The sequence below is a fragment of the Brevundimonas sp. DC300-4 genome (assembly GCF_049897365.1).
Lineage (GTDB): Bacteria > Pseudomonadota > Alphaproteobacteria > Caulobacterales > Caulobacteraceae > Brevundimonas.
Genome location: NZ_JAFCWC010000008.1, coordinates 1 through 24,899, shown reverse-complemented (window position 1 = coordinate 24,899; position 24,899 = coordinate 1). Strand labels below are relative to the sequence as shown.

Annotated in this window: 26 protein-coding genes; 10 read left to right on the top strand and 16 right to left on the bottom strand. The window is 67.5% G+C overall.

Annotated elements, in window-relative coordinates:
• The first annotated feature begins 87 nt into the window (after window positions 1-87).
• The 5 genes from ACP7AZ_RS12775 to ychF all read left to right on the top strand — a co-directional run bounded on the left by ACP7AZ_RS12775 (window position 88) and on the right by ychF (window position 4,599).
• The gene (locus ACP7AZ_RS12775; protein ID WP_426039017.1) at window positions 88-1,158 is read left to right on the top strand and encodes a hypothetical protein; all 1,071 of its coding nucleotides are present in this window, start codon (window positions 88-90) and stop codon (window positions 1,156-1,158) included.
• Between the two features lie 136 nt (window positions 1,159-1,294).
• Window positions 1,295-1,996, top strand: a complete 702-nt coding sequence (locus tag ACP7AZ_RS12770) for a 50S ribosomal protein L25/general stress protein Ctc (protein ID WP_426039016.1) — start codon at window positions 1,295-1,297, stop codon at window positions 1,994-1,996.
• Window positions 1,997-2,068: 72 nt separating this feature from the next.
• Window positions 2,069-2,683 carry an aminoacyl-tRNA hydrolase gene (pth, locus tag ACP7AZ_RS12765; RefSeq protein ID WP_426039015.1) on the top strand — a complete coding sequence of 205 codons (615 nt, stop codon included), beginning with the start codon at window positions 2,069-2,071 and terminating at the stop codon, window positions 2,681-2,683.
• Between the two features lie 259 nt (window positions 2,684-2,942).
• On the top strand, window positions 2,943-3,425 hold the full coding sequence (locus ACP7AZ_RS12760) for a copper chaperone PCu(A)C (RefSeq protein WP_426039014.1): 483 nt from the start codon (window positions 2,943-2,945) through the stop codon (window positions 3,423-3,425).
• Window positions 3,426-3,504: 79 nt separating this feature from the next.
• The gene (gene ychF, locus ACP7AZ_RS12755; RefSeq protein WP_426039013.1) at window positions 3,505-4,599 is read left to right on the top strand and encodes a redox-regulated ATPase YchF; all 1,095 of its coding nucleotides are present in this window, start codon (window positions 3,505-3,507) and stop codon (window positions 4,597-4,599) included.
• Window positions 4,600-4,603: 4 nt separating this feature from the next.
• Here ychF and ACP7AZ_RS12750 read toward each other — a convergent pair whose 3' ends face one another.
• From ACP7AZ_RS12750 to petA, 7 genes are all read right to left on the bottom strand, one after another.
• A complete protein-coding gene (locus ACP7AZ_RS12750) occupies window positions 4,604-5,101 on the bottom strand; it encodes a hypothetical protein (RefSeq protein ID WP_426039012.1) in 498 nt (165 codons plus the stop codon).
• A 78-nt stretch (window positions 5,102-5,179) separates the two neighbouring features.
• Entirely contained in the window at window positions 5,180-6,826 is a 1,647-nt protein-coding gene (locus tag ACP7AZ_RS12745; protein ID WP_426039011.1) for a M28 family peptidase, read from the bottom strand.
• Window positions 6,827-7,071: 245 nt separating this feature from the next.
• Window positions 7,072-8,715 (bottom strand): M28 family metallopeptidase, encoded by a 1,644-nt coding sequence (locus ACP7AZ_RS12740; RefSeq protein ID WP_426039010.1) that lies wholly within the window; start codon window positions 8,713-8,715, stop codon window positions 7,072-7,074.
• Window positions 8,716-8,807: 92 nt separating this feature from the next.
• Window positions 8,808-9,395, bottom strand: coding sequence for a DUF1579 domain-containing protein (locus ACP7AZ_RS12735; RefSeq protein ID WP_426039009.1), 588 nt, complete (start codon window positions 9,393-9,395; stop codon window positions 8,808-8,810).
• A gap of 121 nt (window positions 9,396-9,516) precedes the next feature.
• A complete protein-coding gene (locus tag ACP7AZ_RS12730) occupies window positions 9,517-10,389 on the bottom strand; it encodes a cytochrome c1 (protein ID WP_426039008.1) in 873 nt (290 codons plus the stop codon).
• A 5-nt stretch (window positions 10,390-10,394) separates the two neighbouring features.
• Window positions 10,395-11,723 carry a cytochrome b gene (locus tag ACP7AZ_RS12725; protein ID WP_426039007.1) on the bottom strand — a complete coding sequence of 443 codons (1,329 nt, stop codon included), beginning with the start codon at window positions 11,721-11,723 and terminating at the stop codon, window positions 10,395-10,397.
• Between the two features lie 11 nt (window positions 11,724-11,734).
• Window positions 11,735-12,280, bottom strand: coding sequence for a ubiquinol-cytochrome c reductase iron-sulfur subunit (petA, locus tag ACP7AZ_RS12720; RefSeq protein WP_303696942.1), 546 nt, complete (start codon window positions 12,278-12,280; stop codon window positions 11,735-11,737).
• A gap of 197 nt (window positions 12,281-12,477) precedes the next feature.
• Here petA and ACP7AZ_RS12715 point away from each other — a divergent pair, with 197 nt between their 5' ends.
• Both ACP7AZ_RS12715 and ACP7AZ_RS12710 read left to right on the top strand, forming a co-directional pair.
• Window positions 12,478-12,921, top strand: coding sequence for a tRNA (cytidine(34)-2'-O)-methyltransferase (locus ACP7AZ_RS12715; RefSeq protein WP_426039006.1), 444 nt, complete (start codon window positions 12,478-12,480; stop codon window positions 12,919-12,921).
• Between the two features lie 35 nt (window positions 12,922-12,956).
• The gene (locus ACP7AZ_RS12710) at window positions 12,957-13,517 is read left to right on the top strand and encodes a hypothetical protein (RefSeq protein WP_426039005.1); all 561 of its coding nucleotides are present in this window, start codon (window positions 12,957-12,959) and stop codon (window positions 13,515-13,517) included.
• A 4-nt stretch (window positions 13,518-13,521) separates the two neighbouring features.
• Here ACP7AZ_RS12710 and ACP7AZ_RS12705 read toward each other — a convergent pair whose 3' ends face one another.
• The 3 genes from ACP7AZ_RS12705 to ACP7AZ_RS12695 all read right to left on the bottom strand — a co-directional run bounded on the left by ACP7AZ_RS12705 (window position 13,522) and on the right by ACP7AZ_RS12695 (window position 16,646).
• Window positions 13,522-14,775 (bottom strand): dipeptidase, encoded by a 1,254-nt coding sequence (locus tag ACP7AZ_RS12705; RefSeq protein WP_426039004.1) that lies wholly within the window; start codon window positions 14,773-14,775, stop codon window positions 13,522-13,524.
• 64 nt (window positions 14,776-14,839) lie between these two features.
• Window positions 14,840-16,135 (bottom strand): M20/M25/M40 family metallo-hydrolase, encoded by a 1,296-nt coding sequence (locus tag ACP7AZ_RS12700; protein WP_426039003.1) that lies wholly within the window; start codon window positions 16,133-16,135, stop codon window positions 14,840-14,842.
• 58 nt (window positions 16,136-16,193) lie between these two features.
• Window positions 16,194-16,646, bottom strand: coding sequence for a hypothetical protein (locus ACP7AZ_RS12695; protein ID WP_426039002.1), 453 nt, complete (start codon window positions 16,644-16,646; stop codon window positions 16,194-16,196).
• Between the two features lie 102 nt (window positions 16,647-16,748).
• On the opposite strand from ACP7AZ_RS12695, the gene hemF reads away from it, so the two are divergent.
• Entirely contained in the window at window positions 16,749-17,636 is an 888-nt protein-coding gene (gene hemF / locus ACP7AZ_RS12690; RefSeq protein WP_426039001.1) for an oxygen-dependent coproporphyrinogen oxidase, read from the top strand.
• A 10-nt stretch (window positions 17,637-17,646) separates the two neighbouring features.
• Here the strand turns inward: hemF and ACP7AZ_RS12685 are convergent, their stop codons facing one another.
• The gene (locus ACP7AZ_RS12685) at window positions 17,647-18,375 is read right to left on the bottom strand and encodes a type 1 glutamine amidotransferase (protein WP_426039000.1); all 729 of its coding nucleotides are present in this window, start codon (window positions 18,373-18,375) and stop codon (window positions 17,647-17,649) included.
• Between the two features lie 60 nt (window positions 18,376-18,435).
• Here ACP7AZ_RS12685 and ACP7AZ_RS12680 point away from each other — a divergent pair, with 60 nt between their 5' ends.
• On the top strand, window positions 18,436-18,762 hold the full coding sequence (locus tag ACP7AZ_RS12680) for an antibiotic biosynthesis monooxygenase family protein (protein WP_426038999.1): 327 nt from the start codon (window positions 18,436-18,438) through the stop codon (window positions 18,760-18,762).
• Window positions 18,763-18,874: 112 nt separating this feature from the next.
• On the opposite strand, the gene rlmJ is transcribed toward ACP7AZ_RS12680, so the two are convergent.
• Window positions 18,875-19,693, bottom strand: a complete 819-nt coding sequence (gene rlmJ, locus ACP7AZ_RS12675) for a 23S rRNA (adenine(2030)-N(6))-methyltransferase RlmJ (RefSeq protein ID WP_426038998.1) — start codon at window positions 19,691-19,693, stop codon at window positions 18,875-18,877.
• An 89-nt stretch (window positions 19,694-19,782) separates the two neighbouring features.
• Here rlmJ and ACP7AZ_RS12670 point away from each other — a divergent pair, with 89 nt between their 5' ends.
• Complete coding sequence (locus tag ACP7AZ_RS12670) at window positions 19,783-20,802, top strand: DNA topoisomerase IB (protein ID WP_426039118.1); 1,020 nt, start codon at window positions 19,783-19,785, stop codon at window positions 20,800-20,802.
• Here the strand turns inward: ACP7AZ_RS12670 and ACP7AZ_RS12665 are convergent.
• From ACP7AZ_RS12665 to ACP7AZ_RS12650, 4 genes are all read right to left on the bottom strand, one after another.
• Window positions 20,799-21,176 carry an opioid growth factor receptor-related protein gene (locus ACP7AZ_RS12665; RefSeq protein ID WP_426039117.1) on the bottom strand — a complete coding sequence of 126 codons (378 nt, stop codon included), beginning with the start codon at window positions 21,174-21,176 and terminating at the stop codon, window positions 20,799-20,801. The genes ACP7AZ_RS12670 and ACP7AZ_RS12665 overlap by 4 nt on opposite strands.
• Before the next feature lie 79 nt (window positions 21,177-21,255).
• On the bottom strand, window positions 21,256-22,308 hold the full coding sequence (gene tdh / locus ACP7AZ_RS12660; protein ID WP_426038997.1) for an L-threonine 3-dehydrogenase: 1,053 nt from the start codon (window positions 22,306-22,308) through the stop codon (window positions 21,256-21,258).
• Window positions 22,305-23,501: a glycine C-acetyltransferase gene (locus ACP7AZ_RS12655; RefSeq protein ID WP_426038996.1), complete on the bottom strand. Its 1,197-nt coding sequence runs from the start codon at window positions 23,499-23,501 to the stop codon at window positions 22,305-22,307. The genes tdh and ACP7AZ_RS12655 overlap by 4 nt, the downstream gene beginning before the upstream one ends.
• 257 nt (window positions 23,502-23,758) lie before the next feature.
• Window positions 23,759-24,676, bottom strand: coding sequence for a DUF4232 domain-containing protein (locus ACP7AZ_RS12650; protein WP_426038995.1), 918 nt, complete (start codon window positions 24,674-24,676; stop codon window positions 23,759-23,761).
• Window positions 24,677-24,899: the final 223 nt, after the last annotated feature.

The following is a 24,899-nucleotide window of genomic DNA, read 5'->3' as shown; positions in this document are numbered from 1 at the left end:
CGTTCGGAAAACCTTGGCGAAGGCTTATAAGCCGACATCGTCACGGCGCCGGGAGAGCGCCGCTATATCCTTGTGGGGAAAATCATCATGCGCCTGGCCCTTCCGCGTCGCGGCCTCGCCATCGCCGCTGCCGTCGCAGCCGCCATCCTGGCCTCGTGCAGCACGCCCGAGCCGATCGTTCCTCCGGCCCCGCCTCCGCCCCCGCCCCCGCCGCCGCCGCCGGTGACACTCAACGAGGGTGTGGCTCAGGCCGCCTCCATCTATGTCACCTTCATCCGCGACGTCGGCACGATCCAGGCCGGCTTCCCCGACGCGGAGTCGATCCAGGCCGCCATGCGCAAGGGCGCGGCCTACGACCCCGCAACCCTGTCGCGCGGCATGATCGCCTATGCGTCGATCCTGGCCCTGCAGTCGCCGGAGTTTGTTGCTGGCGTCCGCACCTACGCCAACGACCCGCAGCAGCGCGCCGACGTCATCGCCAACCTCATCCGCGATCCGGCCTATGCCGCCGGCCTGCCGGGCGCGGACGTGGCCGCCGGCCTGATCATCTCGACCCTGGGCCAGGACATCGCCGCCCTGACCACCGTCGCCGACGCCGTCGAGCAGGACGCCTACACGATCCAGGAGCGCAACGACCCGCGTCGCCGCTGGGCCGTGACCCCGATTCCGAATCGCGAGGTGCGTCTGGAGACGGCCAAGACCATCTCGGCCGGTCAGATGCTGCCCTCGGCGGAAGAATCCGCACGCCTCTTCACCGCCGCCAACAACGGAACCGGCCTGAACCTGCCCGGAGCCACTCACGCCCCGCCCTACACCCCGGCCGTGGTCAATGCCCTGGCCATCGCGGCCCTGGCCGCCATGGGCGCGGCGGGTGACGACGCCCGCGCCAACACCGAAGCCCTGTCGATCGAGACCAACGCCCAGTTCTGCCTGGATATGTCCAAGCTGAACCTGTTCCAGTGCCTAGCCGCCTCGCGCCCTAGCTACGAGGACATGTTCTGCGTCGGTCGCCATATCGTGCGCGATCTGGCGACCTGCACCACGGCGGCGACCATCCCCGTCCCTGCGGACCCGGCGATCGCCACCGCGGGCGTGACGCCGGTGGCTGTCGAGGCGACCACGGCGTCGCTTTCCGCACCCGCGCCGGCCGCCAACTGATCTCCACACCCAAGGCCAGTTGCACACGCGGGCTCTTGCGTGTAATGACCCGCGCTCTTGAATTCGAGGGTCCATGACCCCGCCGCGCGGGCAGCTTTGGTCTGCGCAGGCGTTTTTTGTTGTTGAGGCGAGCCAGATGGCCGAGATCATTCTGAACGTGGATGTCCGCGAGAACACCGGCACCGGCGGTGCGCGCGCCGCGCGTCGCGCAGGTGCCGTTCCGGGCATCCTGTACGGCGGCGACAAGGCCCCCGTCGCCATCTCGGTCAACGAGAAGGATTTCCGCAAGAACCTGTACACCGGCAAGCTGCTGGGCCACCTGGTCACGCTGAAATACGGCGAAGAGACCCAGTCGGTCATCGCCAAGGACGTGCAGTTCGACCCCGTGTCGGACCGTCCGCTGCACTTCGACCTGATGCGCGTCGACGAGAACGCGACCATCAAGATCGAGGTCCAGATCCAATTCATTAACGAAGACCAGTGCAAGGCCTTCCGCCAGGGCGGTTCGCTCGAGATCGTCCGTCACTCGGTCGAGATCATGGTCGCCGCCAACCACATCCCGGAAGACCTGGTCGTCGACCTGGCCGACCACAAGCTGGGCGACATCATCCGCTGGTCGGACGTCAAGGTCCCCTCGGACGTCAAGCCGACCATCACCGACCGTGACTTCGTGATCGCCTCGATCAAGACCTCGTCGGCCGCCATCTCGGCCGCCCACGACGAAGAGACCATCGCCGAGGAACAGGCCGCCGCCGCCGAGGCTGCTGCGGTCGACGTTCCCGCCACGGAACAGGGCGACGAAGCCGCTGCGGAAGACGGCGAGAAGTCGGAAGGCTGATCGACCGATCCACTCCTTCGGAAACGGCCCCTCCGGCGACGGACGGGGCCGTTTTCATTTCCGGATAGCGCCATGCTCATCATCGCCGGCCTGGGCAATCCGGGCGCCAAATACGAGAAGAACCGCCACAACATCGGCTTCATGGCCGTTGATGCGATCGGCTCGCGGTGGCGGTTCGGCGCCCCGCGCGCCAAGTTCCAGTCAGTGATCTCCGAGGGTGAGGTCGAGGGTCAGAAGATCCTGCTGATGAAGCCCCAGACCTTCATGAACAACTCGGGCAACGCCGTCGGCGAGGCCGCGCGTTTCTACAAAATCCCCCCTGCGGGCATCATCGTCTTCCACGACGAGATCGACCTGGCCCCAGGCCGGTTTCGCATGAAGACCGGCGGCGGGGCGGCAGGCCAGAATGGCGTGCGCAGCCTGATCAGCCAGCTCGGCCCCGACTTCCGCCGCGCCCGCATGGGCATCGGCCATCCCGGCGATCCGCAACTGGTCATGCCTCACGTCCTGGGCGACTTCCACAAGGCGGAGCAACCGTGGCTGGAGGCCCTGCTGAACGCCTGCGCCGACGCGTTGCCGTTCGCGGTCAAGGGCGAGGACGAACGCTATCAGGGCGAGGTCCTGCGCCTGGCCCCCGCGCCCAAGTTCAGCCCCCGCCAAGCGGCGCAGGCGGCGAAGGGCGAGTAATTCTCCTCTCCCTTGCTGCGGCCAGTTCGGCGTCGGCGCCATCGTCATGTCGTGAAGGCGCCGCCCCGGGGGTCGTCTGGCCGCTCCGGTCGCTCCGCCCGGCGCCCGCGCAAATATCGCGGCTCTGACCATCGTCCTGCCGCTCGCGATCCTGTATCCCCTGACCGGGCCCAGCCTTGTCGTCGCCGGGGCAATTGATCGGCTCGTTTCAATGTTGAACCGCACGCGTTTGATCGTCTCGTGAAAGCACCGGAAACCCATGAAGCGCATTCTCGCCCTGCTGCCATTGCTGGCCCTCGCTGCCTGCGGCAACTCCGACAACACCACCGTCGATGCCGAGGGGAATACGATCACGCCGATCGTGGTCGCCGACGCGGTCTGCCGGCCGACGCCGACGGGACGTCAGGTGACCGCCTGCTATCTGAACCTCGTCGCCGCCTCCGATGATCGGCTTGTGTCGATCGACAGCCGCGCCGCCGCCCTGGTGCAGATCCACCAGACGTCGATGGAGGGCGGCATGGGGATGATGCGGCCCATCGAGGGCGGCGTGCCCCTCGCCGCCGGGGAGCCCGTGGCATTCAGCCCGGGCGCGAACCACATCATGCTGAGCGGCGTGCGTGAGCCTCTGGCGACCGGCGACACGGTCGAACTGACCCTGACGTTCGAGCACGCGCCCAAACTGGTGGTCGCCGCCACCGTCGGTCAACCGACCGAAGCCAATGCGGGCGCTCCGGCGGCCTGATCGGGAATGAGACTGCGAGCCTGACAAACGGGTCCGAACCCGTTAAAGGCTCGCCCTTCATTCAAAGTCCGAAAGCCCCATGGCCCTCAAAGTCGCGATCGTCGGCCTGCCCAACGTCGGCAAGTCCACCCTGTTCAACGCCCTGACCAAGACGGCGGCGGCCCAGGCCGCCAACTATCCGTTCTGCACCATCGAGCCGAACACCGGCGACGTGGCGGTGCCGGAGCCGCGTCTGGACGCCCTGGCGGAGATTGCCGGGTCGAAAGAGGTCATCCCCTCGCGCATCACCTTCGTGGACATCGCCGGCCTGGTGCGCGGCGCGTCCAAGGGCGAAGGCCTGGGCAACCAGTTCCTCGCCAATATCCGCGACTGCGACGCCGTGGCCTTTGTCTCCCGCTGCTTCGTCGATGACGACATCACCCACGTCGAGAACCGCATCGACCCGATCAGTGACCTCGACATCATCGAGACCGAGCTGATGCTGGCCGACCTCGAAAGCCTCGAGAAGCGGGTCGTCAACGTCGAGAAGAAGGCCAAGGGCGGCGACAAGGACGCGGCCCAGACCCTGCGCCTGATCAACATGGCCCTGACCCCGCTGCGCGCCGGCAAGCCCGCCCGCACGGTCAAGGTCGACAAGGAGGACGAGAAGGCCTGGCACATGCTCCAGCTGCTGACCTCGCTTCCGGCCCTGTACGTCTCGAATGTCGATGAGGGTTCGGCCGACAAGGGCAACGCGCTGTCCGACCTGGTCGCCAAACGCGCCGCCGAGGACAATGCGAACTCGGTCGTCATCTCGGCCAAGATCGATTCCGAACTGGCCGTTCTCGGCGCCGCCGAACAGGCCGAGTTCCTAGAAGGCCTCGGACTGGCCGAGCCCGGCCTGAACCGCCTGATCCGCGAGGCCTATTCTCTGCTGGGCCTTCAGTCCTACTTCACGGTGGGCCCCAAGGAGGCCCGCGCCTGGACCATCCACATCGGCGACACCGCGCCCCAAGCGGCCGGCGTCATCCACACCGATTTCGAGAAGGGCTTCATCCGCGCCGAGACGATCGCCTTCGAGGACTATGTCGCCCTGCGCGGCGAGGCGAAGGCGCGCGAGGCCGGCAAGCTGCGCGCGGAGGGCAAGTCCTATGTCGTCAAGGACGGCGACGTGATGAACTTCCTGTTCAACTGACGTATCAAGGCACGACGGGTTGCGTCGTGGCTGTGTCCTCCAGCGTCGTGCATTTCTTCAGCGTCACCGGCTCTCCCGCCCGGTCGAGATAGCTCAGCCGCATGACGTCCTGTGTCACCTGGAACCGGACCCGCTCCGACCGCGCCGTGCCCTCGGAGATGCAGGCGAGGGTCGCGACATAACCGTCGGCGACCTCGTCGACCGCTGCGATCATGCAGCTGTTCTCATAGCCCTCGAACCGGGTCGCGGTGATCTGGATCGGCCGGCGCTCGCCGTGGGGAGCCGCGCACCAGCTGACGTCCGCCGCCCAGCGGCCGACGAAACTGGCCGCACCCCGGCCGGGCAGCATCGAGGTCTGGCCTCGCGCCGGCGGCGCGGACGGGTCCTCGACGGTGATCGCTGCGGCGGGTTCAGTCGGCGGATTGACCGGGCCATTGTCTCCGCAGCCTCCCAAACCAAGAACAAGGATCGCTGGGGCGAGGGTCCGCAGAAACAGGGTCATGGCCCATCAACGCCCGGGCCATGGTCAAGGTTCAGGGCCGTCGTCCCCGGATCAAGTCCGGGGACGACGGGGTTCGGCCTATTGCCGCGCCGCGTCGCTGGCGGCCCGGCGGGCGCCAAACTCCGAGGTCGGCTTCCAGGTCGGCCATTCGTCACCGTTGGCCAGTTGCAGCCCCAGCCTGTAAAGCAGGGTCAGGTTCTCGACCGCGGATCGCAGATCCCAGTCCGCCGACCATTCGTCGGAGGGCTTGTGATAGTCGGCGCCGAACTTGGCGTCCCAGGCCGCCTGACCGGCTTCGACACCGCCCTCGTCCCAGTCGACGCCGTGCCAGGTCATCAGGGCGGGCACGCCCATGCGGACGAACGGGAAGTGGTCCGAGCGGGTGTAGAAACCCTGCTCCGGCTGACGGTCGTCAGTGATCACACGACCCTCCGCCGCCGCCAGCACCGCCAGATCGTCCTCTAGCGAGTTCTGGCCCTTGCCGAAGATGGCGACGTCGCGGGTCGGGCCCGAGAGCGGCAGCATGTCGATGTTGATGTCGGCAACGGTCGTCTCCAGCGGATAGACCGGGTTGGCGGCGTAGCCATAGGAACCGAGCAGGCCCATCTCCTCGGCCGCCATATGGGCGAAGACGATGGTGCGTTCCGGCTGCGGGGCCGCCTTGATCTGGCGGGCCATCTCCAGGATGCCGATGGTGCCCGACGCGTTGTCCCAGGCGCCGTTGTAGATGTTGTCCTCGGTGGTCGAGACCGGGCTGATGTGGTCCGCGCCGACGCCGACGTGATCCCAGTGTGCCGAATAGATGATGGTCTCGTCCGGATGGGTCGTGCCCGGGATCTTGGCCAGCAGGTTGTGGGTGACCAGGGTGTCGATGGTCTCTTCCTGCGCGACCGACAGGGTGACCCCGGTCAGGGGAACGGCCTTGAAGTGGCCGCTCTCGACATCAGCCATCGCCGCCATGTCCAGGCCGGCGGCGGTCGCCCAGGCCAGACCGACGTCGTGGTTGATCGCGCCGGAGAACTCCAGATCCGCCGCGCCCGGCGTCAGGGTGCGCTGGCGGCCGGCGAATTGGGCGCCGCGCAGCCAGCCGGCATCGGTCGCCGGGACCGTGGCCAGACTGATGACGCCGACGGCGCCGCGCGCAAAGGCCTCGTCGGCCTTGTAGGCGCCGCTGTTATAGGCGGTCGGATAGACGCCGTTGAACCGCTCTGCGACCTCGGCGGAGTTGGGTTCGCCGGCCATGACGATGACGACCTTGCCGCGCACGTCGATGTCGCCGTAGTCGTTCCAGTTCCGCTCGGGCGCATTGATGCCATAGCCGACGAACACCAGGCCGGCGTTCTCGATCGACGCCTTGCCGTCATTGGTCGCCGCACGCAGCGTGATGTCGGTCCCGACGGTCATCGGATGGACAGTGCCGTCCGGCCCGGTCCAGCTGGCCGAGGCGGCGCCCGCGACGGGCGTAAAGCGCTTCAGCACAACGTCCTGCAGCCACTGACCGTTCGGCCCGCCGGGCTCCAGACCCATTGCCTCGTACTGGGCCTGCAGCCAGGCCAGGGTCATGCGCTCGCCCTCGGTGCCCGGGTAACGGCCCTGGAAATCGTCGGCGGAGATGTGGCGGATACCCTCGGAAATCCGTTCGGCCGAGAAGTCCTGGGCCGAAGCCAGTCCCGCCGACAGAACCAGGGCCATCGCGGCCGCACCACCGAACAATCCACGCAACATCAGGGCTCTCCTCGCCATTTCGGCGCGGACATTAGGGCGGGCTGTGGGGAGAGGGGCATTACGGTTTCGTCATGTGACGACGGTCGTTTCCTCCCTGTTCGCCGCTTGGCGAATGGGGAGGTGGATGCGAGGCCTTGCGAGCAGACGGAGGGGGCCTTGGTGCGCTAAGACAGAACCCCTCCGTCCCTCCGCTCCGCTCCGGGCCACCTCCCCATGCGCCAGAGCGCACGGGGAGGAGACAGGTCTTAGCGCCGCTCGTCGGCCGTCGCCGCCCGTGCGGGTCCGAACTCCGAGCCTTCCTTCCACCGCGGCCAGTCGCGGCTGTTGGCCAACGCCTGCCCCAGCGACCAGTAGACCTGAAGATCCTGGATCTGGCCGGAATAGTCCCAGTCGGCGGACCACTCGTCATCGGCCTGGTGATAGCGGTTGGCCCCATAGGCCTGACGCGCGGCCTGGCGTTCGGCGATCGGCTCCTCGATGAAGTCTCCGGTCGAGGCGCCGTAGGCCATTGGCACGCCGCGCTTGGCCAGCGGGAAGTGATCGGACCGGAAATAGACGCCGGACGCCGGATTGCTGTCCGGCCGGACCTCACGATCCTGGGCTTGCACGAAGCCGGTGATCTGCTCATCGAGGCTCGACTGTCCATAGCCGACGACGTTGAAGGCCTCGGTGCGACCATAGACGTTGGCCGAGTCCATGTTCACGCCGCCGACGGTCGTGGCCAGCGGATAGATCGGGTTGGCGGCATAGTATTCCGAACCCAGCAGACCGCTCTCCTCGGCGGTGAAGCCGATGAAGACGATCGACCGTTCCGGCCGCTCGCCCGCCGCATAGACGCGCGCCAGTTCGATCAGCCCGGCGATGCCGGAAGCATTGTCGACCGCACCGTTGAAGATCGCATCGCCGTTCGCGTCAGGGGTCCCCACGCCGATGTGATCCCAGTGGCCGGTGTAGAGGAAAGTCTCGTCCGGATGGGTCGACCCCTCCAGGCGACCGATGATGTTGTGCGTCTCGATCCGCTGCGAGGCGACGTCGAACATCACGTCCATCCCGGCGCCCTCGAGCGTCACCGGCTGGAAGTCGCGGCTGCGCGCCTGCACCTTCAGAGCCTCGAAATCGAGGCCGGCGTGTTGGAACAGCTCTACGGCGACATCGCGCTGGATCCAGCTTTCCATCGGGACACGCTCGTCGGCATTCTCGCGCACGATGTCGAAGTTCGGCCCGGTCCAGCTGTTGCGCACCGTGGTCCAGCCGTAGGAGGCTGGATCGGTCTCGTGGACGATGATGACGCCCGCCGCCCCCTGACGCGCCGCCTCTTCGTACTTGTAGGTCCAGCGCCCGTAGTAGGTCATGGCCCGGCCGCCGAAGGTGTTCAGCGCCGGCTCCTCAAAGTCCGCGTCGTTGACGAGGACGACCAGGATCTTGCCCCGCATGTCCTGGCCCTTGAAATCGTCCCAGTCCCGCTCCGGAGCCTTGACGCCATAGCCCACGAAGACCAGCGGCGCGTCCATCAGCATGACATGGTCCTCGCCCGGACGCCGGCTGGAGATGACGATCTGTTCGCCCTGGGCCAGGGGCAGGGTCCAGTCGCCCACGGTCAGGCGGGCCTGGATGTTCGAGGCGGAGAAGCGGTTCAGCGCCACGGCCTGCGTCCAGCCGCCATTGTCGCCGCCGGGCTGCAGACCTGCCGCCTCGAACTGCCCGGAGACGTAGTCGATGACCTTCTGTTCCGCCGGGGTGGCAATGCCGCGTCCCTCGAAGTCGTCGGCCGACAGGATGCGGATGTGTTCGGACAACCGTGCCCCGTCGAACCGGGGTTCCTGGGCGAAAGCGACGGCGGCCAGGGACAGACCGGCGAGAAGCGAGGCGACGGCGGTGAACGAACGCATGGCGAACCCTTGGACAACTGATCGGTCCGCGACGTTAGGAGGCGGTGGCCTCGCTGTCGATCACGACGGCCCGCAACGAAGTCGCAATACGGTTACTCCGTTGGTGCAACTGCCCCGGCGCCCGGCCAGTCGCCGTCGCCGATGCGGCGAAGGTCCATCTCGATATAGGGCAGCGGGGCCTGGCCCTCGCGGACGTAGTGGCCGACTTCGTGCCAGCGGCCATCCTTGATCGTGGCGACATACTGGATCGTCGCGCCGGGTCCGGCCGGGGTCTGCCAGCGGAAGCCGTCTTCGGTCGCCTCAAAGGGGTAGTCGCCCTGATAGCCCTGGGCATAGGTGTGGAAGGTGTAGGCCTGCGCCCGCTCATCCCAGCCGATGATCGCGAAGGCATTGAACTGGGTCGTGCCGTCGGCCGCGTACCCGCGTCCCTCGACCACGCGGATCGAGCCGCCCAGATGGGTTCCGACCCGTTCCGTCTGGGTCAGGGTCATGCTCCCGCCGGGGCCGCCGATCGCCGCCGTGCCGCGCCACTCCCCGTCCATGAAAGCCAGCCGCGCCATGGCGTCGCGCTGGGCCTGGCTGCCTGCCGGATTCTGTTGCTGCGCCAGCCCGGCCGACGGAACGGCGAGAGACAGGGCGAGTACGGCGAGCGGAGCCGCGAACGATCGGAGGATAGGCATGAGAGGTTTCCCGAGCTGCTTTGTATTTCAAAGCACTTTTCTTACGTCCCGTCAACTCACGAAAAAGCCCGCCGGGCTGACCCGGCGGGCTGATGTCTTCGACCGTGGTCTGAAAGGATCGCTAGTGTGCGACGCCCTTCCAGATGCGGCGATAGCTGGCGTAGGTGATGCCGGCGAAGATGGCGAGGAAGGCGAGGACGCCCATGCCCGACTGTTTCCGCTCCGTCGCCCTGGGGTCCGAGGACCAGGCGATGAAGGCCGCGACGTCCTTGGCCATCTGGTCGACCGTCGCCTCGGTGCCGTCGTCAAAGGTAACCTGGCCATCGGCCAGCGGCGCGGGCATGGCGATGAAGCCGCCGGCCGGGACCTGTTCCGGATCACCGTCCCAGAACGGGGTCATGTCGCCCGCCATGTACGGATTGTAGTGCTGGGTCGCCGTGATCCGCAGTCCGGCCGGCGGGTCTGCGTAGCCCGAAAGCAGCGAATAGATATAGTCGGCGCCGCCGTGACGGGCCTTGGCCATGACCGACAGGTCGGGCGGGGCCGCACCGCCGTTCGCGGCGGCCGCGGCCGTGCGGTTGGGATAGGGGTTCGGGAATTTGTCGGCCGGGGTGGCGGGACGCATCATCGCCTCGCCGGTCTCGGTGTCGATGTCCGCGACCTCGATCTCGGCGGCCAGGGCCCGGACGAACCGGTTGGCGGCCGGGTTCTCGGCGTGCGGGTCATAGAAGGGACCGCCCTTCTCACCCAGATTGCGGAAATGCATCAGGTCCATCGAGTGGCAGGCCGAGCAGACCTCGCGATAGACCTTGTAGCCGCGCTGCAGCTGCCCCTGGTCGAACGTGCCGAACGGCCCGTCGAAGGTGAAGCCGCCCGAACGCGGGTGATGGGCGCCGCCCTCGGCAAGAGCGGGAGACGCTGCACCGACCACCGCCAGAGCAGCGACCGACAGGGCCAGTTTGCGAATATCCATGGTGACTTTCTTGGCGGACATCGCGATCAGCCCTTCTTTTCGGCGTCGGCGGGAACGGCGCCGCTCATAGCGAACGGCCCCGACAGGACCGGCTCGGAGATCGACGCGGGGATCTTCAGCGGCGTCTCCTTCAGGCCCACGAAGGGCATGATGACGAAGAAGAAGGCGAAGTAGTAGAGCGTAGCCAGGCGGGTCAGCCACAGGTAGCTGTTCAGCTGGCCGTCGATCAGGGTGAAGCTCGGCATGCCGGGAACCACCTGAGCGTCCGGCAGCTGGGCGCCGCACCAGCCCAGGATCAGGCCGACCACCACGAAGATCAGGAAGAAGATCTTCATCGTCGGGCGATAGCGCATCGACCGCACCTTGGAGGTGTCCAGCCACGGGAGGATGAACAGCACGCCGATCGAGCCGAACATGGCGACCACGCCCCCGAACTTGTCAGGAATGGCCCGCAGGATCGCGTAGAACGGCAGCATGTACCACTCGGGCACGATGTGCGCCGGCGTCTGCAGCGGGTTGGCCGGAATGTAGTTGTCGGCGTGGCCCAGGGCATTCGGCATGAAGAAGACGAACACCGCGAACATCATCAGGAACACCAGCAGGGCGAAGCCGTCCTTGACCGTATAGTAGGGGTGGAACGGGATCGTGTCCTTGGCCTCGCGCTCCTTGGGGATCAGGATCCCGACCGGGTTGTTCTGGCCGGCCGTGTGCAGGGCCCACAGGTGCAGCACCACGACGCCGAAGATCACGAACGGCAGCAGGTAGTGCAGCGAGAAGAAGCGGTTCAGCGTCGCATTGTCGATGGCCGGGCCGCCGCGCAGCCAGATCAGGACCGGTTCGCCGATCATCGGGATGGCCCCGATCAGATTGGTGATGACCTCCGCGCCCCAGTAGGACATCTGGCCCCACGGCAGGACGTAGCCCAGGAAGGCCGTGGCGATCATCAGGAAGAAGATCACGCAGCCGAGGATCCAGATCATCTCCCGCGGCGCCTTGTACGAGCCGTAGTAGAGGCCGCGAAGCATGTGGATGTACACGGCCACGAAGAACATCGACGCGCCGTTGGCGTGGACGTAGCGGATCAGCCAGCCGCCGTTGACGTCGCGCATGATCCGCTCGACCGAGGCGAAGGCCATCGCCGTGTTCGGCTGGTAGTGCATGGCCAGGAAGATGCCGGTGGCGATCTGCGTGACCAGGCAGATCGTCAGGATCGCGCCGAAGGTGTACCAGTAGTTCAGGTTCTTCGGCGTCGGCAGCGACAGGTAGTCGGCGCCGAAGCGCACGATCGGAAGCCGGGTGTCGAGCCACTTCTCGATGCCGGTCTTGGGAACGTAGGTGGATTCGTGTCCGCTCATCTTGTCCGCTCTCAGCCGATCCGAATGGTGGAGCCGGCGGTGAATTCGTAGTTGGGCACCACCAGGTTCTTCGGCGCCGGACCCTTACGGATGCGACCCGATGCGTCATAATGCGAACCGTGGCAGGGGCAGAACCAGCCGCCGTAATCGCCCGAGCCGAAGGTCGGGATGCAGCCCAGGTGCGTGCAGGACCCGATCACGATCAGCATCGGCTCATGGCCGACCTTGGTGCGTTCCTGGTCGGTCTGCCGTTCCTTCAGGTCGGAGGCGTCGTTGTCGGCGATCACGCGCGTCAGCTCGGCGGCGGTGCGGTTGCGCACGAACACCGGCTTGCCCTGCCAGGTGATGACGATCTGCATCCCCTCGGCCACCTTGGAGGTGTCGAACTCGACAGTCGAAAGCGCCAGGGTGTCGGCGGCCGGGTTCATGGAGTTGACCAGCGGCCACACCATCATCACGCCCGCGCCGACGGCTGCGGCGCCGGCCGCGATATGGATGAAGTCCCGGCGGGTGGCGTCACCTTCGGGATGCTCGTTCGTCACGACCGATTCGGCCACGTCTCACCTCTGTAAAACTCGCATCGCGGTCCGTGGGAAGACGGCCCGCTATCGAGGGAATGTTCTTAGCGCGATGAAAGGGTTTAGACTCGGTCAGGCTTTGCGGCTTGTCGCCGCAAGTGGCTGTGGTTACTTGAGAACCACTCGCAGTACTGACCGCGACAAGACCCCTGCCCGCGCGTATGGAGGGCATTAGAATGCGTCTCGCCCTTTTTCAACCAGCCATTCCCCAGAACGTGGGCGCCTGTATCAGGCTGTCGGCGTGTTTCGGGATCGAGCTGCACATAATCGAGCCCACGGGCTTCCAGTTCGACGACCGGGCCATGAAGCGCGCGGCGCTGGACTATGGCCCCCTGTCGCACATGACGCGCCATGCCGACTGGGACGCCTTCCAGGCTGCGCGCGGTCCGGGGCGGCTGATCCTGTTCACCACCCGGGGCGCCACGCCACTGACCGCCTTCGTCTTCCGGCCCGACGACACCCTGCTGTTCGGCTCCGAGAGCTCGGGCGCGCCCGACTTCGTCCACACGGCCGCAGACGCCCGCATCTTCATCCCCATTCGTCCCGAGGCGCGCTCGCTGAATCTGTCGGTCAGCGCAGGGGTAGGCCTGTTCGAGGCCCTGAGACAGACCACCGCCTGACGTGCCACTGTCCCGGCCCAACGGGAACGACGACCATGGGTCTCTTCGACATCTTCACCGGCGGCTCCAGGCCGAGCGGCCCTCGCGCCGGTCCCGCCGGTCCCGCCGGTCCCGCCGGTCCCGCCGAGCTCCGCGAGGCCCTGCTGGCCGTCAATAGGGACGGCGCACCCTGGCAGGTCCGCGACGGCGCCAGGGAGAAGGTCGACCTGGTCGCCGAATGGAAGATCGTCGACGCCGCCTGGTACGAGATCTTCGCCAAGGCCGGGGTCAAGCGCGTCTTCAAGATCCTGATGAAGTTCGACGAGACGTCGGGCCAGGTCCGTTCGGTCGATCATGAATTCGACGTCGAATGGCGCGCGGGCGTCCCTTCCCTGAGCGACCTCTCCGTCGTCGGCGGCCAAGCCAGGATCAGCGGTTTCCGCGGTCAGTCGCGGGAGATGAGCACCGAGACGGTCTGGGCCTTCCGCGAGGAGGACCTCAGCTGGGGCAAGATCTACAGCTACAACTTCAACACCGGTGAGATGAAGAAGCCCCTGGAAGCCGCCGCAAAGGCCGCCGGCTGGGGCTGGCGCGGCGTCGCCTTCGGCAAGCTCTAGCGAATCACTCTGGCGCGCCCGCCGTCGCGATGACCGCCAGGCTCGGCCGCTCGCCGGACCTGGACGACGCCACCGTCTCGACCGCCCGCATCACCCGGAGCACGTTCTCTCCCGCCAGTTTGCGGAGGTCGCCCTCCGACCAGCCGGCCGCCATCAGGGCTGCAAGAATGCGCGGATAGGCGTCCACGCCCTGGACCTCTTCGGGCAGGCTGGTGACCCCGTCGAAGTCGCCGCCCAGGCCGACGTGATCGATACCGGCAACGTCGCGCACATGCTGGATGTGGGCGATGACGTCGGCGAGGCCCGCTGTCGGTTGCGGGTGGGCCGCGTCCCAGGCCGCCATGCCCGCCGTCACCGTTCCTGGGTCTCCCGGATTGAGCGTCAGCAGCCGCGCCGCCGCCGCCGCCCGGTCGGCGTTCCAGCTCCGGACCGCCTCCGAGATGAACCCGGGCACGAAGGTCACCATCACCACCCCGCCGTCGTCCGCCATGGCGCGCAGCACGCTGTCGGGCACATTGCGGGGATGGGCCGTCACCGCCCGCGCGGAGGAGTGGGAAAAGATCACCGGCGCCTCCGACACTCGCATGGCGTCGATCATCGTCTCCTCCGAGACGTGGCTCAGGTCGACCATCATGCCGATACGGTTCATCTCGCGCAACACGTCTTCGCCGAAGGGCGACAGCCCGCCCCATTTCGGCGCGTCGGTGGCGCTGTCGGCCCAGGTCGTTGTCTTCGAGTGGGTCAGGGTGATGTAGCGCGCGCCCGCCTGATGGAATTCGCGCAACAGGCCCAGCGAATCGTCGATCGAATAACCGCCCTCCATACCGATCAGGCTGGCGATCTTGCCAGCGGCATGGATGCGCTCGACGTCGTCGGCGGTCGTCGCCAGTTCGAACACGTCGGGATGGGCGGCAACGATGCGCCGGACCGTGTCGATCTGTTCGAACGTCTCGCGCGCCGCCTCGGTCGGCGTCAGGGTCGCCGGCACATAGACCGACCAGAACTGGCCGCCGACGCCCCCGGCCCTCAGGCGCGGGATGTCGGTGTGGAGCGCTGTCGAGGCATCGAGGTTGGTCGCCAGATCGACGGCGTGCGGGTCGTTTCCATAGGTCTCACGCAGGGCCCAGGGCAGGTCGTTGTGGCCGTCGACCAGCGGTGTGGTCCGCAGAATTTCGCGCACCCGCGCCTCTCCGTTCTGAGCCGCTGCGGGAACGGCCAACGCCAGCATGGACGCGGCGAGCAGGCAGGAACGGATCATGGCGACCTCCGGAAAACAATGACGGGCGGAGACAGGCAGACGCCGGGCACCAAAAGCAAAGCGGTTATCGGTCGCCCAGGCTGAGCCGTCCGATCAGGACCGCCGCGCGCTGCGACTGGCGCACCAGACTGTCGAGATCGATCGACTCGCCCACGGCATGGGCGCCCGACCCGGCCGTGCCGAGCCCGCCCAGCGTATCCACGTCTGCGGCGACGAAGCCCGAATCCGCCGCCCCGCGCTTGGCCGGGTCAAAGGGCGCCATCTCGGGCAGGCCGAGGTCGCGGTTGACCGCGTTCAGCCGCTCCAGCAGGGCGGTATTGCCCGGCGTTGGCGCCATCGGCGGATAGCCGTCCTCGGCGAAGACGAGCTCGGCTGTCGTCTTCGCCAGGTGATCATCGACGATCCCCGCCATCCGGTCGCGGACCCGGGCGTCCTGTTCCGGCGTCAGGGTGCGCAGGTCCCCGCGCGCGATCGCCGTCTCCGCCACGATATTGGTCTTGCCCGAGGCCTGGACGCGGAAGCCGGCCGCATCGATCTCCGCCGGCGTCCCGCCGGCGATGACGCCCACATTGTAGGTCAGGTTGGGCTCCGGCAATTCGCGCCGGAAGTTGTCGAGGATGCGCGCCATCTCATAGATCGCGCCATAACCCAGAGTGTCGCCGAACACGCCGCTGGAGTGGCCGGTCCGGCCGCCGGTGGTCAGGGTCCAGCTGGACGAGCTGCGCCGGGCGATCGTGCCGAACTCCTCGCCGTTCTCGATCGCCAGTCCCTCGAATTCCAGCGCATAGTCCGCGACCTGACCCGCCGCGATCAGGTCCCGCCGCGCCACCGCCAACGGCGAACCGGGCCGCTCTTCATCACCGGTCAGGACGATGGTGATGTTCGATCCCTGCAGCGTACCCGCCGCCTGCATCGCGCGCAGGGCTGCGATGATCACGACCACCCCGCCCTTGTCGTCGCCGACGCCGGGACCGGTCGCCTGCGAGCCGTCCCTCACGAAGCGCTGGAACGGACTCTCCGGCTCGAACACCGTGTCCAGATGGCCGATCAGCAGGATGTTGCGCCCGCCGCCGTCATGGGTCGCGATCAGATGCCCGGCGCGGCCGGTCTCGGCCATATCGATCCAGCGCACCTCGAAGCCGAGCGGATCGAGTTCGGCGCGGATCATCTCGCCTACCGCTGTCACACCCGCCAGGTTCAGCGTGCCCGAGTTCACGTTCACCATCCGCTCCAGCAGATGGATGTGCCGGTCGTGCTCGGCGACCACGGTGGACATGATCGTCCGCTCGGCCTCGGGCGTCTGCGCCATGACGGGCGGGGCGAGGGCGAAAACCATTAGGGCGGACAGGATCAGACGCATGGGCGACCTCGCTATGAAGCGGCGACCGTGGCCGAGGCCGCCCTGCGAGTAAAGGCAGCTAGCGGTCACTCCTCGCCGGAACGGGCAGCGCGCCGGGCTGGATCGAGGGTGAGCGGGCCGGAGCCTGCGCCTGCTCGCGGCAGCCGCGCCCGATATGCAGACCGTTCAGATAGTACCAGCGGCTCTGCACAGCCACCTGTTCGGCTTCGTCACGATCGCGGGCCGGCTGACGCACTGCATCCACCCCGGCGATGGCGAGGCCGCCGCCGGGTACGAGCATCGCGGCGCCCGACCGTGCGATGCCCCCGAGCGAACTCAGCCAGCCGCCCTGCGGCGTCGCGTCGCCCATGGCCTGGCCGAGCTGCGCCGCCTCGTCGCTGATCCCGGCGCATGACAGTCTCTCGTCGGTCTCCCGGAACACGCCCGTCTCCTGGGCCCCCGCGTCCTGCGCCAGGGCGGCGCCCGCCGAGAGCAGGGTGATCGTCAGGGTCGGGATCAACAGGGATCGCATTAAAAATTCTCCAAACAGCCCATCGTCCAAACGGCTGCGGACCTGCGCGGTTCATTCCCGGCCCACGTGACCTCGCGCGCGAGACGTGATTGAACGCCGCTCATGAGCCAGTTCCCCCTCCCCGACACCGATCCGCTGGACCTCAAGAAGGTCGAAACCCGCGCCTGGTTCGAGGCCCTGCGCGACCGCATTCACGCCGGGTTCGAGGCGCTGGAAGAGGCGGCCCCCGCCGACCTCTTCCCCGGCGATCCTGGTCGGTTCGTGCGCACGCCGTGGTCGCGGGACGCCGGCGGCGGCGGGGTCATGGGCATGATGCACGGCCGCCTGTTCGAGAAGGTCGGGGTCCACGTCTCCACCGTCCACGGCGAGTTCCCCGCCGACTATGCGAAGACCGTCCCCGGTGCTGATGCCGACCCCCGCTTTTTCGCCACCGGCATCAGCCTGATCTGTCATCCCGTCAGCCCGCGCATCCCCGCCGTGCACATGAACACCCGCTTCATCGCCACGACAAAAAGCTGGTTCGGCGGCGGCGGCGACCTGACCCCCGTGCTCGACGTGGATCGTCGCCAGGACGCGCCAGACACGGTCGCCTTCCACGCCGCGATGAAGGCGGCCTGCGATGCCCACGACCCGACCTGGCATGGGAAGTTCAAGGCCTGGTGCGACGACTATTTCTTCCTTCCGCACCGGAACGAGCCGCGCGGCACGGGCGGCATCTTCTACGACCACCATGACTCGGGCGACTACGCGAAGGACTTCGCCTTCACCCGCGATGTTGGTGAGGCGTTCCTGGAGACCTACGCCGCCATCGTCGAGCGTCGCATGGCGGAGGCCTGGACGTCCGGGGAGCGCGAGGAACAGCTGGTCCGTCGCGGCCGCTACGTCGAGTTCAACCTGCTTTACGACCGCGGCACGATGTTCGGCCTCAAGACCGGCGGCAACGTCGAGTCGATCCTCAGCTCGATGCCGCCGGTGGTGAAATGGCCTTGACGGGCGAGCGCTAAATTCCGCTGCCCTCGCCCTCGACCGGCGGCGGGGTCAACATCAGGAAGGCGCGGATCCAGGCCGTCAGCACCGCCCGGTCGTTGGTCTTCGCCAGACTAGCCAGGGCCTTGTCCGCCAGGGCGTCCGCGATGCGATGGCCGCGCCGGCTTTCGACCAGGGCGGCGGCGTAGTCCGGCTGGAACTCGGGATGACACTGGAACGACATGGCGTCATCCCAGGCCAGTCCTGCGAACGGCGTGAACTCGCTCGCCGCGATCACCCGCGCGTCGGCGGGCGGCACCAGCACCTGGTCCTGGTGCGACACCGGGATGGCGATGGAGGCCGCACGCGGAAACATCCACGGCTCCTCGCCCACCACCGCATAGCGATGCAGGCCGACGCCCCAGCCCTTGTCCGATTTCTCGACCCGACCGCCGAAGGCGTGGGCCATGACCTGATGCCCGAAGCAGATGCCGACCAGCCGCGTCCGACCCCGCGCCGCACGCAGCCAGTCGACCAGGGGCGCGATCCACGGCAGGTCGTCATAGACCCCCGCCGCCGATCCGGTGACGATCGCACCCTGAAACTCGCCCGGGTCTCCAGGCAACCGCCCCGCCTGGACGTCGAACCGCACGGTCGCCACACCCTCGCCCAGCAGGGCCCGGAACCGCGCCGGGTAGTCGTCGAACACATCCTTCAGCGCCTCGGGAGGCTTGCCGGTTTCCAGGATCGCGATGGGTTTCATGACCCCATAGGGACTGCTCTGCCATGGCGGGACAAGGGCAAAGGCGCTACAGCGCGGCCTATGACCGATGCCGCCGCGCACTCCGACGCCGATACCGTCCCGGTCGTGCTGATCAACGTGTTCAAGGTCCAGCCTGATCGACAGGACGATCTGCTAGAGATGCTGGCCGAATTGACGCGGGCCCAGGTCGGCCTGCCCGGCTTCGTCTCGGCGACCCTGCATCGCGGCCTGAACGGCAAGACTGTCGTCAATCAGGCCGTCTGGCGCTCGGTCGAGGACTGGAAGGCGATGACGCGCACCGCCGCCGTCTCCGTCGCCATGCTGCCCATCATGGCCATCGCCACGTTCGAGCCGAACCTCTACGAGGCCGGCGAAGTCATCGAATAGGGCTGCGTCCGCATCTGACGCAGCGGCATGAGACCCGCCACGGCTGTCGGTCTTTGACATTGCCATCTGGCCTCGACGTTCCGGACGCTTCGGACGGAGTTTTGGAGTCCGGTCAGGCTCGCCAGACCTCCGCCTTCGCCCCCGCATTGCCCAGCGCCCCGGCCACCCAGCCGCAGATCTCCGCCGCCGCCACATCCGCACCCTCCGGCGGATTGACCACCACCATGGCGCAGCCGTTCATCTTCATCGGGTTGATCAGCGGCCTCAGCCGCGCCTCGGCCACCAGGGTCGACGCATCTGTCCCCGACGCCAGCCGCCTCAGGAAACCGTCGAAGGTCTCCATATCCTTTAGTGGCGTCCAGATCGCCACCATGGCCGTCGGGTCCGCCTTCACGATCGCCGCCGCCGTATCCGCCGCGCGCAGGTAGTCGTCCGGCCGCTCGAACGGCGGGTCGATCAGCACCAGCGATCCGCCCGCCTGCCGCGCCTCGGCCAAGACCAGATCATAGCCGTCCCCGATCTCGCCCCGCGCGTTCGGGAAACCGGAGAGGCTCTCGCGGAGCACCCCGGCCACCGCCTCGTGCAGTTCGAACCCGACATAGGCGTCGGCCGGGTTCAGGCTTCGCGCCACCAGCACCGGCGACCCGGGATAGAAGCGCACCCCACCGCCGGGGTTCAGCGCCGCGATCTCCGCCACCAGCGCCTCGATCAACGGGGGTCGGTCCGCCGCCGCCATCAGTCGCTCGACCCCGGCCTCGGCCTCGCGTGACCGGGTCGCGTCGCCCGTGAGATCATAGAGCCCCGCCCCGGCATGGGTGTCCAGCACGACCACCGGCCCCGTCGCCTGCCGCGTCTTCAGCAGCCACAAGACGAGGGCGTGCTTGAACAGGTCGGCGAAGTTCCCTGCGTGGAAGCTGTGGCGATAGTTCATGCCTTTCCGTCTCCTTCACACCGCTCCGGGTCAAGAGGAACCGGACGGTCACAGGCGACGTTCGCCGTTCCTGATCCGGAGCCCGAATGATGCCTGACGGCGGCCACACCTTTATCGCCGAGCGCGAAGTCCCCGAGGGACTGACCTACTGCAGCGACACGCATCCGGGCCTGACCCGAGTGAAATCGGGCGCCGGTTTCTCCATCCGCGACGCCGACGGCAAGGCGATCAGGGACGCCAGGGTGCTGAACCGTATCCGTATGCTGGCCATCCCGCCGGCCTGGACCGACGTCTGGATCTGCCCGCGCGCCACAGGCCACATCCAGGCCACCGGTCGCGATGTGAAGGACCGCAAACAGTATCGCTACCATGACGACTGGATCACCCACCGCTCCGGGAACAAGTTCGACAAGCTGCCCGCCTTCGCCCGCGCCCTGCCGAAACTGCGCGCTCGCGTCGAGCACGACCTCGGCGCGCGTGGCGCCCGTCGCGAAAAGGTTCTGGCCACCGCAGTCCGCCTGCTGGAGATCACCTTGATCCGCGTCGGCAACAAGGAATACGCACGCACCAACCGCAGCTACGGCCTGACCACGTTGAACAAGCGTCATCTGGAGATGGACGGCGCCGCTCTCAGCTTTGCCTTCCGGGGCAAGAGCGGCGTGGATCACAAGGTCAGCGTCCGCGACCGGCGCCTGGCCGCCGTGGTCCGGTCCCTGCGTGACCTGCCGGGCCAGCAGTTGTTCAAGTACAGGACCGCCGAAGGCGACCTCTGTCCGATCACCTCCGACGACGTGAACGGCTACATCCGTGACGCCATGGGCGAGCAGTTCTCGGCCAAGGACTTCCGCACCTGGGCCGGCACCGTCTCCGCCGCCCGAGTTCTGCGCGACCTGGAGGCGCCGACCTCGCCCACCGACGCGAAGCGGAAGATCACGGTCTGCGTGAAGGCGGTGGCCGGCTTGCTGGGCAACACCCCGACGGTCTGTCGCAGTTCCTACGTCCACCCGGCGGTGTTCGGGCTTTACGAGAGCGGCCGCATCGCCGACGTCCTCCCGGGCTCTGAGACCAAGGGTTTCGAGGCCGCCCTGATCAAGGCGCTGAAGGCCTAGGCCCGGGCCCAGAACCCGAGCGTCGGCTGGGCGACCGGAAACCCCGCTTCCGCCACCCGCGCCAGGATCAGCGTGCGGAAGGCGTCCGCAAGCTCGTCACCGCGCAGCAGCCTCAGCGATTTGATGATCCGGGTGATCCGCAAATGGTTGTGGTCGCTGGCGGTCAGCCAGTGCCCGTTGCGATAGTAGAATATCGCCAGCCGGTCCGTCGCTGCGGCCAGCGCGGCCTGGGCCGAGATGGACTCGCGGATCGCCTCGATGTCCTCGTCCGTGAGCATGGGTGCGTTGGGCTGGGCGCCAGACCGCTCCCGCAAGGGGAACAGCCACTGGACGAAGTCATGCACCTGCTCGACCGCGGCGTCGTCGAAGCTGATGACCTCGAAGACATCCCGCCCCGCGCCGTCGGTTCCCTCGCCCGTCAGGAAGGCGACGATCGGGGTCAGGCCGCACCCCTCATGCAGCCTTGTCCCAATCGAGGATGACCTTGCCCGACTGGCCCGACCTCATCGCGTCGAAGCCTTCGCGGTAGTCGGCATAGGACAGCCGGTGGGTGATCAGGGGTTCGAGGTCGAGGCCGGCCTTCAGCAGGCCCAGCATCTTGCGCCAGGTCGTGAACATCTCGCGCCCGTAGACGCCCTTGATCGTCAGAGCCTTCAGGATGATGGCGCCCCAGTCGGTCTCCATCGGCTTTGACGGAATGCCCAGCAGGGCCATGCCGCCGCCCATGATCAGTGTGTCGACACACTGTTTGAAGGCGATCGGGCTGCCCGACATCTCCAGCGCTACGTCGAAGCCGACCTTCAGGCCGAGCTCCTTCATGACGTCGCGCAAATCCTCCTTCGTGGTGTTCACCGTCCGCACGCCCGGCGCGACCTTCTGGGCCAGCTCGAGCCGGAAGTCGTTGATATCGGTCAGGACCACGGTCCGCGCGCCGGCGTGTCGCGCCACCGCTGCCGCCATCATCCCGATCGGCCCCGCGCCGGTGACCAGCACGTCCTCGCCGAGAAGGTCGAACTGCTGGGCTGTGTGCACGGCGTTGCCGAACGGGTCCAGCATGGCGGCGACCTCATAGGACACCTCGTCAGGCAGCTCGATCACATTGAAGGCCGGGGCCACAACGAACTCGGCGAAGGCGCCCTGGCGGTTCACGCCGATGCCGCGCGTGTGCGGATCCAGGTGGAAGTGGCCGGCCCGCGCCGCCTCCGAGTTGAGGTCGATGACGTGCCCCTCGGCCGAGACGCGCTGGCCGATCTTCAGTGGCCGGTTCACGTCGGAGCCGATGGCGACGATCTCGCCGGAGAACTCATGGCCGGTGATCATCGGCGTCGGCACGTTCTTCTGGGACCACTCGTCCCAGTTCCAGATGTGGATGTCGGTGCCGCAGACGGCCGTGCGGTGCACGCGGATCAGCACATCCTCGGGTCCCGCCACAGGGATAGGCGCATCGATCAGCTCAAGGCCGACCTCGGGCCGCATCTTGGCCAGGGCCTTCATGGTATCCGTCATTTGATCACTCCCAATTCCTTGCCGGCCGTCGTGAACGACGCGACCGCTTGATCGATATGTTCGAAGGTGTGCGCCGCCGACATCTGCGTCCGGATGCGCGCCGCGCCGCGGGGCACCACCGGGAACGAGAAGCCGATGACATAGACGCCGAGCTCCAGCATTCGCGCCGCCATCGTCTGGGCCAGTTTGGCGTCGCCCAGCATGACCGGAACGATCGGATGCTCGCCGGGCAGAAGGTCGAAGCCGGCCTCGGCCATCGCGCCCCGGAAGCGGGCGGCGTTGGCGGTCAGTTGAGCGCGCAGTTTGTCGCCCTCTTCCCCCTGAGCGATGCGGATCGCTTCCAGCGACGCGCCGCAGATCGAGGGCGCCAGGGCGTTGGAGAACAGATACGGCCGGGCCCGCTGCTTCAGCAGCTGGACCACAGCCGAGGTGGCGCAGATGAAGCCGCCCATCGCTCCCCCCAGAGCCTTGCCGAAGGTGCCGGTGACGAAGTCGACCTTGACCCCGTGGTGGGCGTAGGATCCCCGCCCCTGAGGACCCAGGAAGCCGGTCGCGTGGCAGTCGTCGACCATGATCAGAGCGCCATACTGGTCGGCCAGCGCCCGGATCTGGTCCAGCTTTGCGATATAGCCGTCCATAGAGAAGGCGCCGTCGGTGGCGATGATGATGTCGCGCACGCCGTCGGCCCGCGCCTGTTTCAGCTGGGCCTCCAGATCGGCCATGTCGGAGGTCGCGAACCGGTAGCGTCTGGCCTTGCACAGCCGCACCCCGTCGATGATCGAGGCATGGTTCAGGGCGTCCGAGACGATGGCGTCCTCTGCCCCGAACAGGGGCTCGAACAGGCCGCCATTGGCGTCAAAGGCGGCGGCGAAAAGGATCGAGTCCTCAAAGCCGAGATAGTCTGCGATGGCCCGTTCCAGCTGTTTGTGGATATCGAGCGTGCCGCAGATGAACCGCACCGAGGCCGTGCCCGCGCCGCGCGATTCGGACGCCGCATTGGCGGCCGCGACGACCCGGTCGTCGCCGCCGAGACCGAGGTAGTTGTTGGCGCAGAAGTTGAGGACCTTGCGGCCCGCGACCTGGATCACCGGTCCCTGGCGCGATTCGATCACCCGCTCGGGCTTGGTCAGCCCCTGGGCGTCGATGTCGGAAAGCTCGGCCGCGACGCGGTCGTGAAAGCCTGTGGTTTGCATGGCGGGTGGCTACGCCCTTTCGCGATTGGATTCCAGCACTGCGACCCTCATGGCTCCACAGGGGGACCCGATCCGGACTCCAAAACACAGTCCGAAGCGTCCAAAGCGTTCGGATCGTCCGGAAGGTCGCAGATGACGATGGCGCGATTGCAGACGAATGTATTATGCGCCCGCTTTTCAGGGCGGTTGACATAAACCTTCAGGGACAGGCGGCGCGCTGATTTCGCACGGAAAATCGGGGTGTGCGTTGATGGGTATCAGGTCACCGAAGCCGCTCGCACGGGCTCGGGCGCCGGACCGGGCTCGACGTCCGCACGGAAGGGATTCACCCGAATGCGTCCGCCGCAGGGGGTGAAGGCCAGCGGAATCGCCAGGGCGGCCGCATCGCCCGGGATCAGCACCCGCACCCGCGCCGCCGACGGACAGACGCGTTCGCCATTGCCCTCGTTGGGCACGACGTTCCAGGCGATATCGAAGAAAGCCTTGCCGCCGACGGCAAGGTTCACCGGCGTCGCCGTCTGCGGGTTCTGGTCCGAGCGCACAGTGGTGAGGACGCGTCCCTGCGGGTCCAGCAGGCTGACCGCCGGGTAGCCCGAGATGCTGCACGGCGCGGTCCCGGCATTGGTGACGCCGAAGACGTTGACCCGGTTGCCGGCGCCCGCGTCGGCCGTTTCGCTGTTCAGACGCAACTGGGCCGCGCGGCAGGGCATCGAGGCGGGCAGAACGCCGCCCGGCGCGGGCTGAGGCGTGATCGGCGCGCCGGGAACCGGCAGGGCCGGATTGGCCGAGGGACGGCTGCACCGCTCCAGCACGGCCACGCCGACATCCTCGTTGGGGCCAAGACGGCTCAGGGTCGCGCTCTCCGAGCCTTCGCGGGTGGCGATCCACCATTCCAGGCCGGAGCCGGAATAGCGGGCGCCGCTCCCCGACGGCACGAGGCGCAGCGCATAGGTCTGCCCCTTGTAGGCGATGCTCGCCGTGGCCGTGTCCAGATACTGGACCGACACCGTCTGTCCGCTCTCGCAGGCGTATCCTATGGCCGGCGTGGTCGGAGCGGGCGGGGCGACGGGCGGCGTCTGGTTGATGACCTCGGGCGGCGTCTCGCCCTCGCGCGTGCAGGCGGAAACGGACATCGCGCCGATGACGGCGGCGACGAGAAGGCGGTGCAGGCTCATGACGATCCCCGATCAATGCTCAAGGTTAACGCCGTTCGCTGTGAATAGCTCCCGCCGCCTTGGCGTGACGCGCTCGACGCCGTTAGTGTCCCGGGCAGGAGCCCCCATGACCGACCCCGACCTGTATCCCGTCCCTGCCGACTGGGCGGAACGCGCCCATATGGACGCCGCCGCCTACGAGGCCGCGCGGCTCGCGGCGCGCGAGACGCCGGACGCCTGGTGG

Coding starts and splice junctions, on each gene's coding strand:
- ACP7AZ_RS12700 (WP_426039003.1), bottom strand. CDS start 16,135: ATGCGTCTGATCCTGTCCGCCCTAATGGTTTTCGCCCTCGCCCCGCCC.
- ACP7AZ_RS12680 (WP_426038999.1), top strand. CDS start 18,436: ATGACCGATGCCGCCGCGCACTCCGACGCCGATACCGTCCCGGTCGTG.
- ACP7AZ_RS12730 (WP_426039008.1), bottom strand. CDS start 10,389: ATGTCCGCCAAGAAAGTCACCATGGATATTCGCAAACTGGCCCTGTCG.
- ACP7AZ_RS12710 (WP_426039005.1), top strand. CDS start 12,957: ATGGGTCTCTTCGACATCTTCACCGGCGGCTCCAGGCCGAGCGGCCCT.
- ACP7AZ_RS12775 (WP_426039017.1), top strand. CDS start 88: ATGCGCCTGGCCCTTCCGCGTCGCGGCCTCGCCATCGCCGCTGCCGTC.
- ACP7AZ_RS12735 (WP_426039009.1), bottom strand. CDS start 9,395: ATGCCTATCCTCCGATCGTTCGCGGCTCCGCTCGCCGTACTCGCCCTG.
- hemF (WP_426039001.1), top strand. CDS start 16,749: ATGAGCCAGTTCCCCCTCCCCGACACCGATCCGCTGGACCTCAAGAAG.
- ychF (WP_426039013.1), top strand. CDS start 3,505: ATGGCCCTCAAAGTCGCGATCGTCGGCCTGCCCAACGTCGGCAAGTCC.
- ACP7AZ_RS12705 (WP_426039004.1), bottom strand. CDS start 14,775: ATGATCCGTTCCTGCCTGCTCGCCGCGTCCATGCTGGCGTTGGCCGTT.
- ACP7AZ_RS12655 (WP_426038996.1), bottom strand. CDS start 23,501: ATGCAAACCACAGGCTTTCACGACCGCGTCGCGGCCGAGCTTTCCGAC.
- ACP7AZ_RS12670 (WP_426039118.1), top strand. CDS start 19,783: ATGCCTGACGGCGGCCACACCTTTATCGCCGAGCGCGAAGTCCCCGAG.
- ACP7AZ_RS12745 (WP_426039011.1), bottom strand. CDS start 6,826: ATGTTGCGTGGATTGTTCGGTGGTGCGGCCGCGATGGCCCTGGTTCTG.
- rlmJ (WP_426038998.1), bottom strand. CDS start 19,693: ATGAACTATCGCCACAGCTTCCACGCAGGGAACTTCGCCGACCTGTTC.
- ACP7AZ_RS12650 (WP_426038995.1), bottom strand. CDS start 24,676: ATGAGCCTGCACCGCCTTCTCGTCGCCGCCGTCATCGGCGCGATGTCC.
- ACP7AZ_RS12695 (WP_426039002.1), bottom strand. CDS start 16,646: ATGCGATCCCTGTTGATCCCGACCCTGACGATCACCCTGCTCTCGGCG.
- tdh (WP_426038997.1), bottom strand. CDS start 22,308: ATGACGGATACCATGAAGGCCCTGGCCAAGATGCGGCCCGAGGTCGGC.
- ACP7AZ_RS12770 (WP_426039016.1), top strand. CDS start 1,295: ATGGCCGAGATCATTCTGAACGTGGATGTCCGCGAGAACACCGGCACC.
- ACP7AZ_RS12725 (WP_426039007.1), bottom strand. CDS start 11,723: ATGAGCGGACACGAATCCACCTACGTTCCCAAGACCGGCATCGAGAAG.
- ACP7AZ_RS12715 (WP_426039006.1), top strand. CDS start 12,478: ATGCGTCTCGCCCTTTTTCAACCAGCCATTCCCCAGAACGTGGGCGCC.
- ACP7AZ_RS12740 (WP_426039010.1), bottom strand. CDS start 8,715: ATGCGTTCGTTCACCGCCGTCGCCTCGCTTCTCGCCGGTCTGTCCCTG.
- ACP7AZ_RS12685 (WP_426039000.1), bottom strand. CDS start 18,375: ATGAAACCCATCGCGATCCTGGAAACCGGCAAGCCTCCCGAGGCGCTG.
- ACP7AZ_RS12750 (WP_426039012.1), bottom strand. CDS start 5,101: ATGACCCTGTTTCTGCGGACCCTCGCCCCAGCGATCCTTGTTCTTGGT.
- pth (WP_426039015.1), top strand. CDS start 2,069: ATGCTCATCATCGCCGGCCTGGGCAATCCGGGCGCCAAATACGAGAAG.
- ACP7AZ_RS12760 (WP_426039014.1), top strand. CDS start 2,943: ATGAAGCGCATTCTCGCCCTGCTGCCATTGCTGGCCCTCGCTGCCTGC.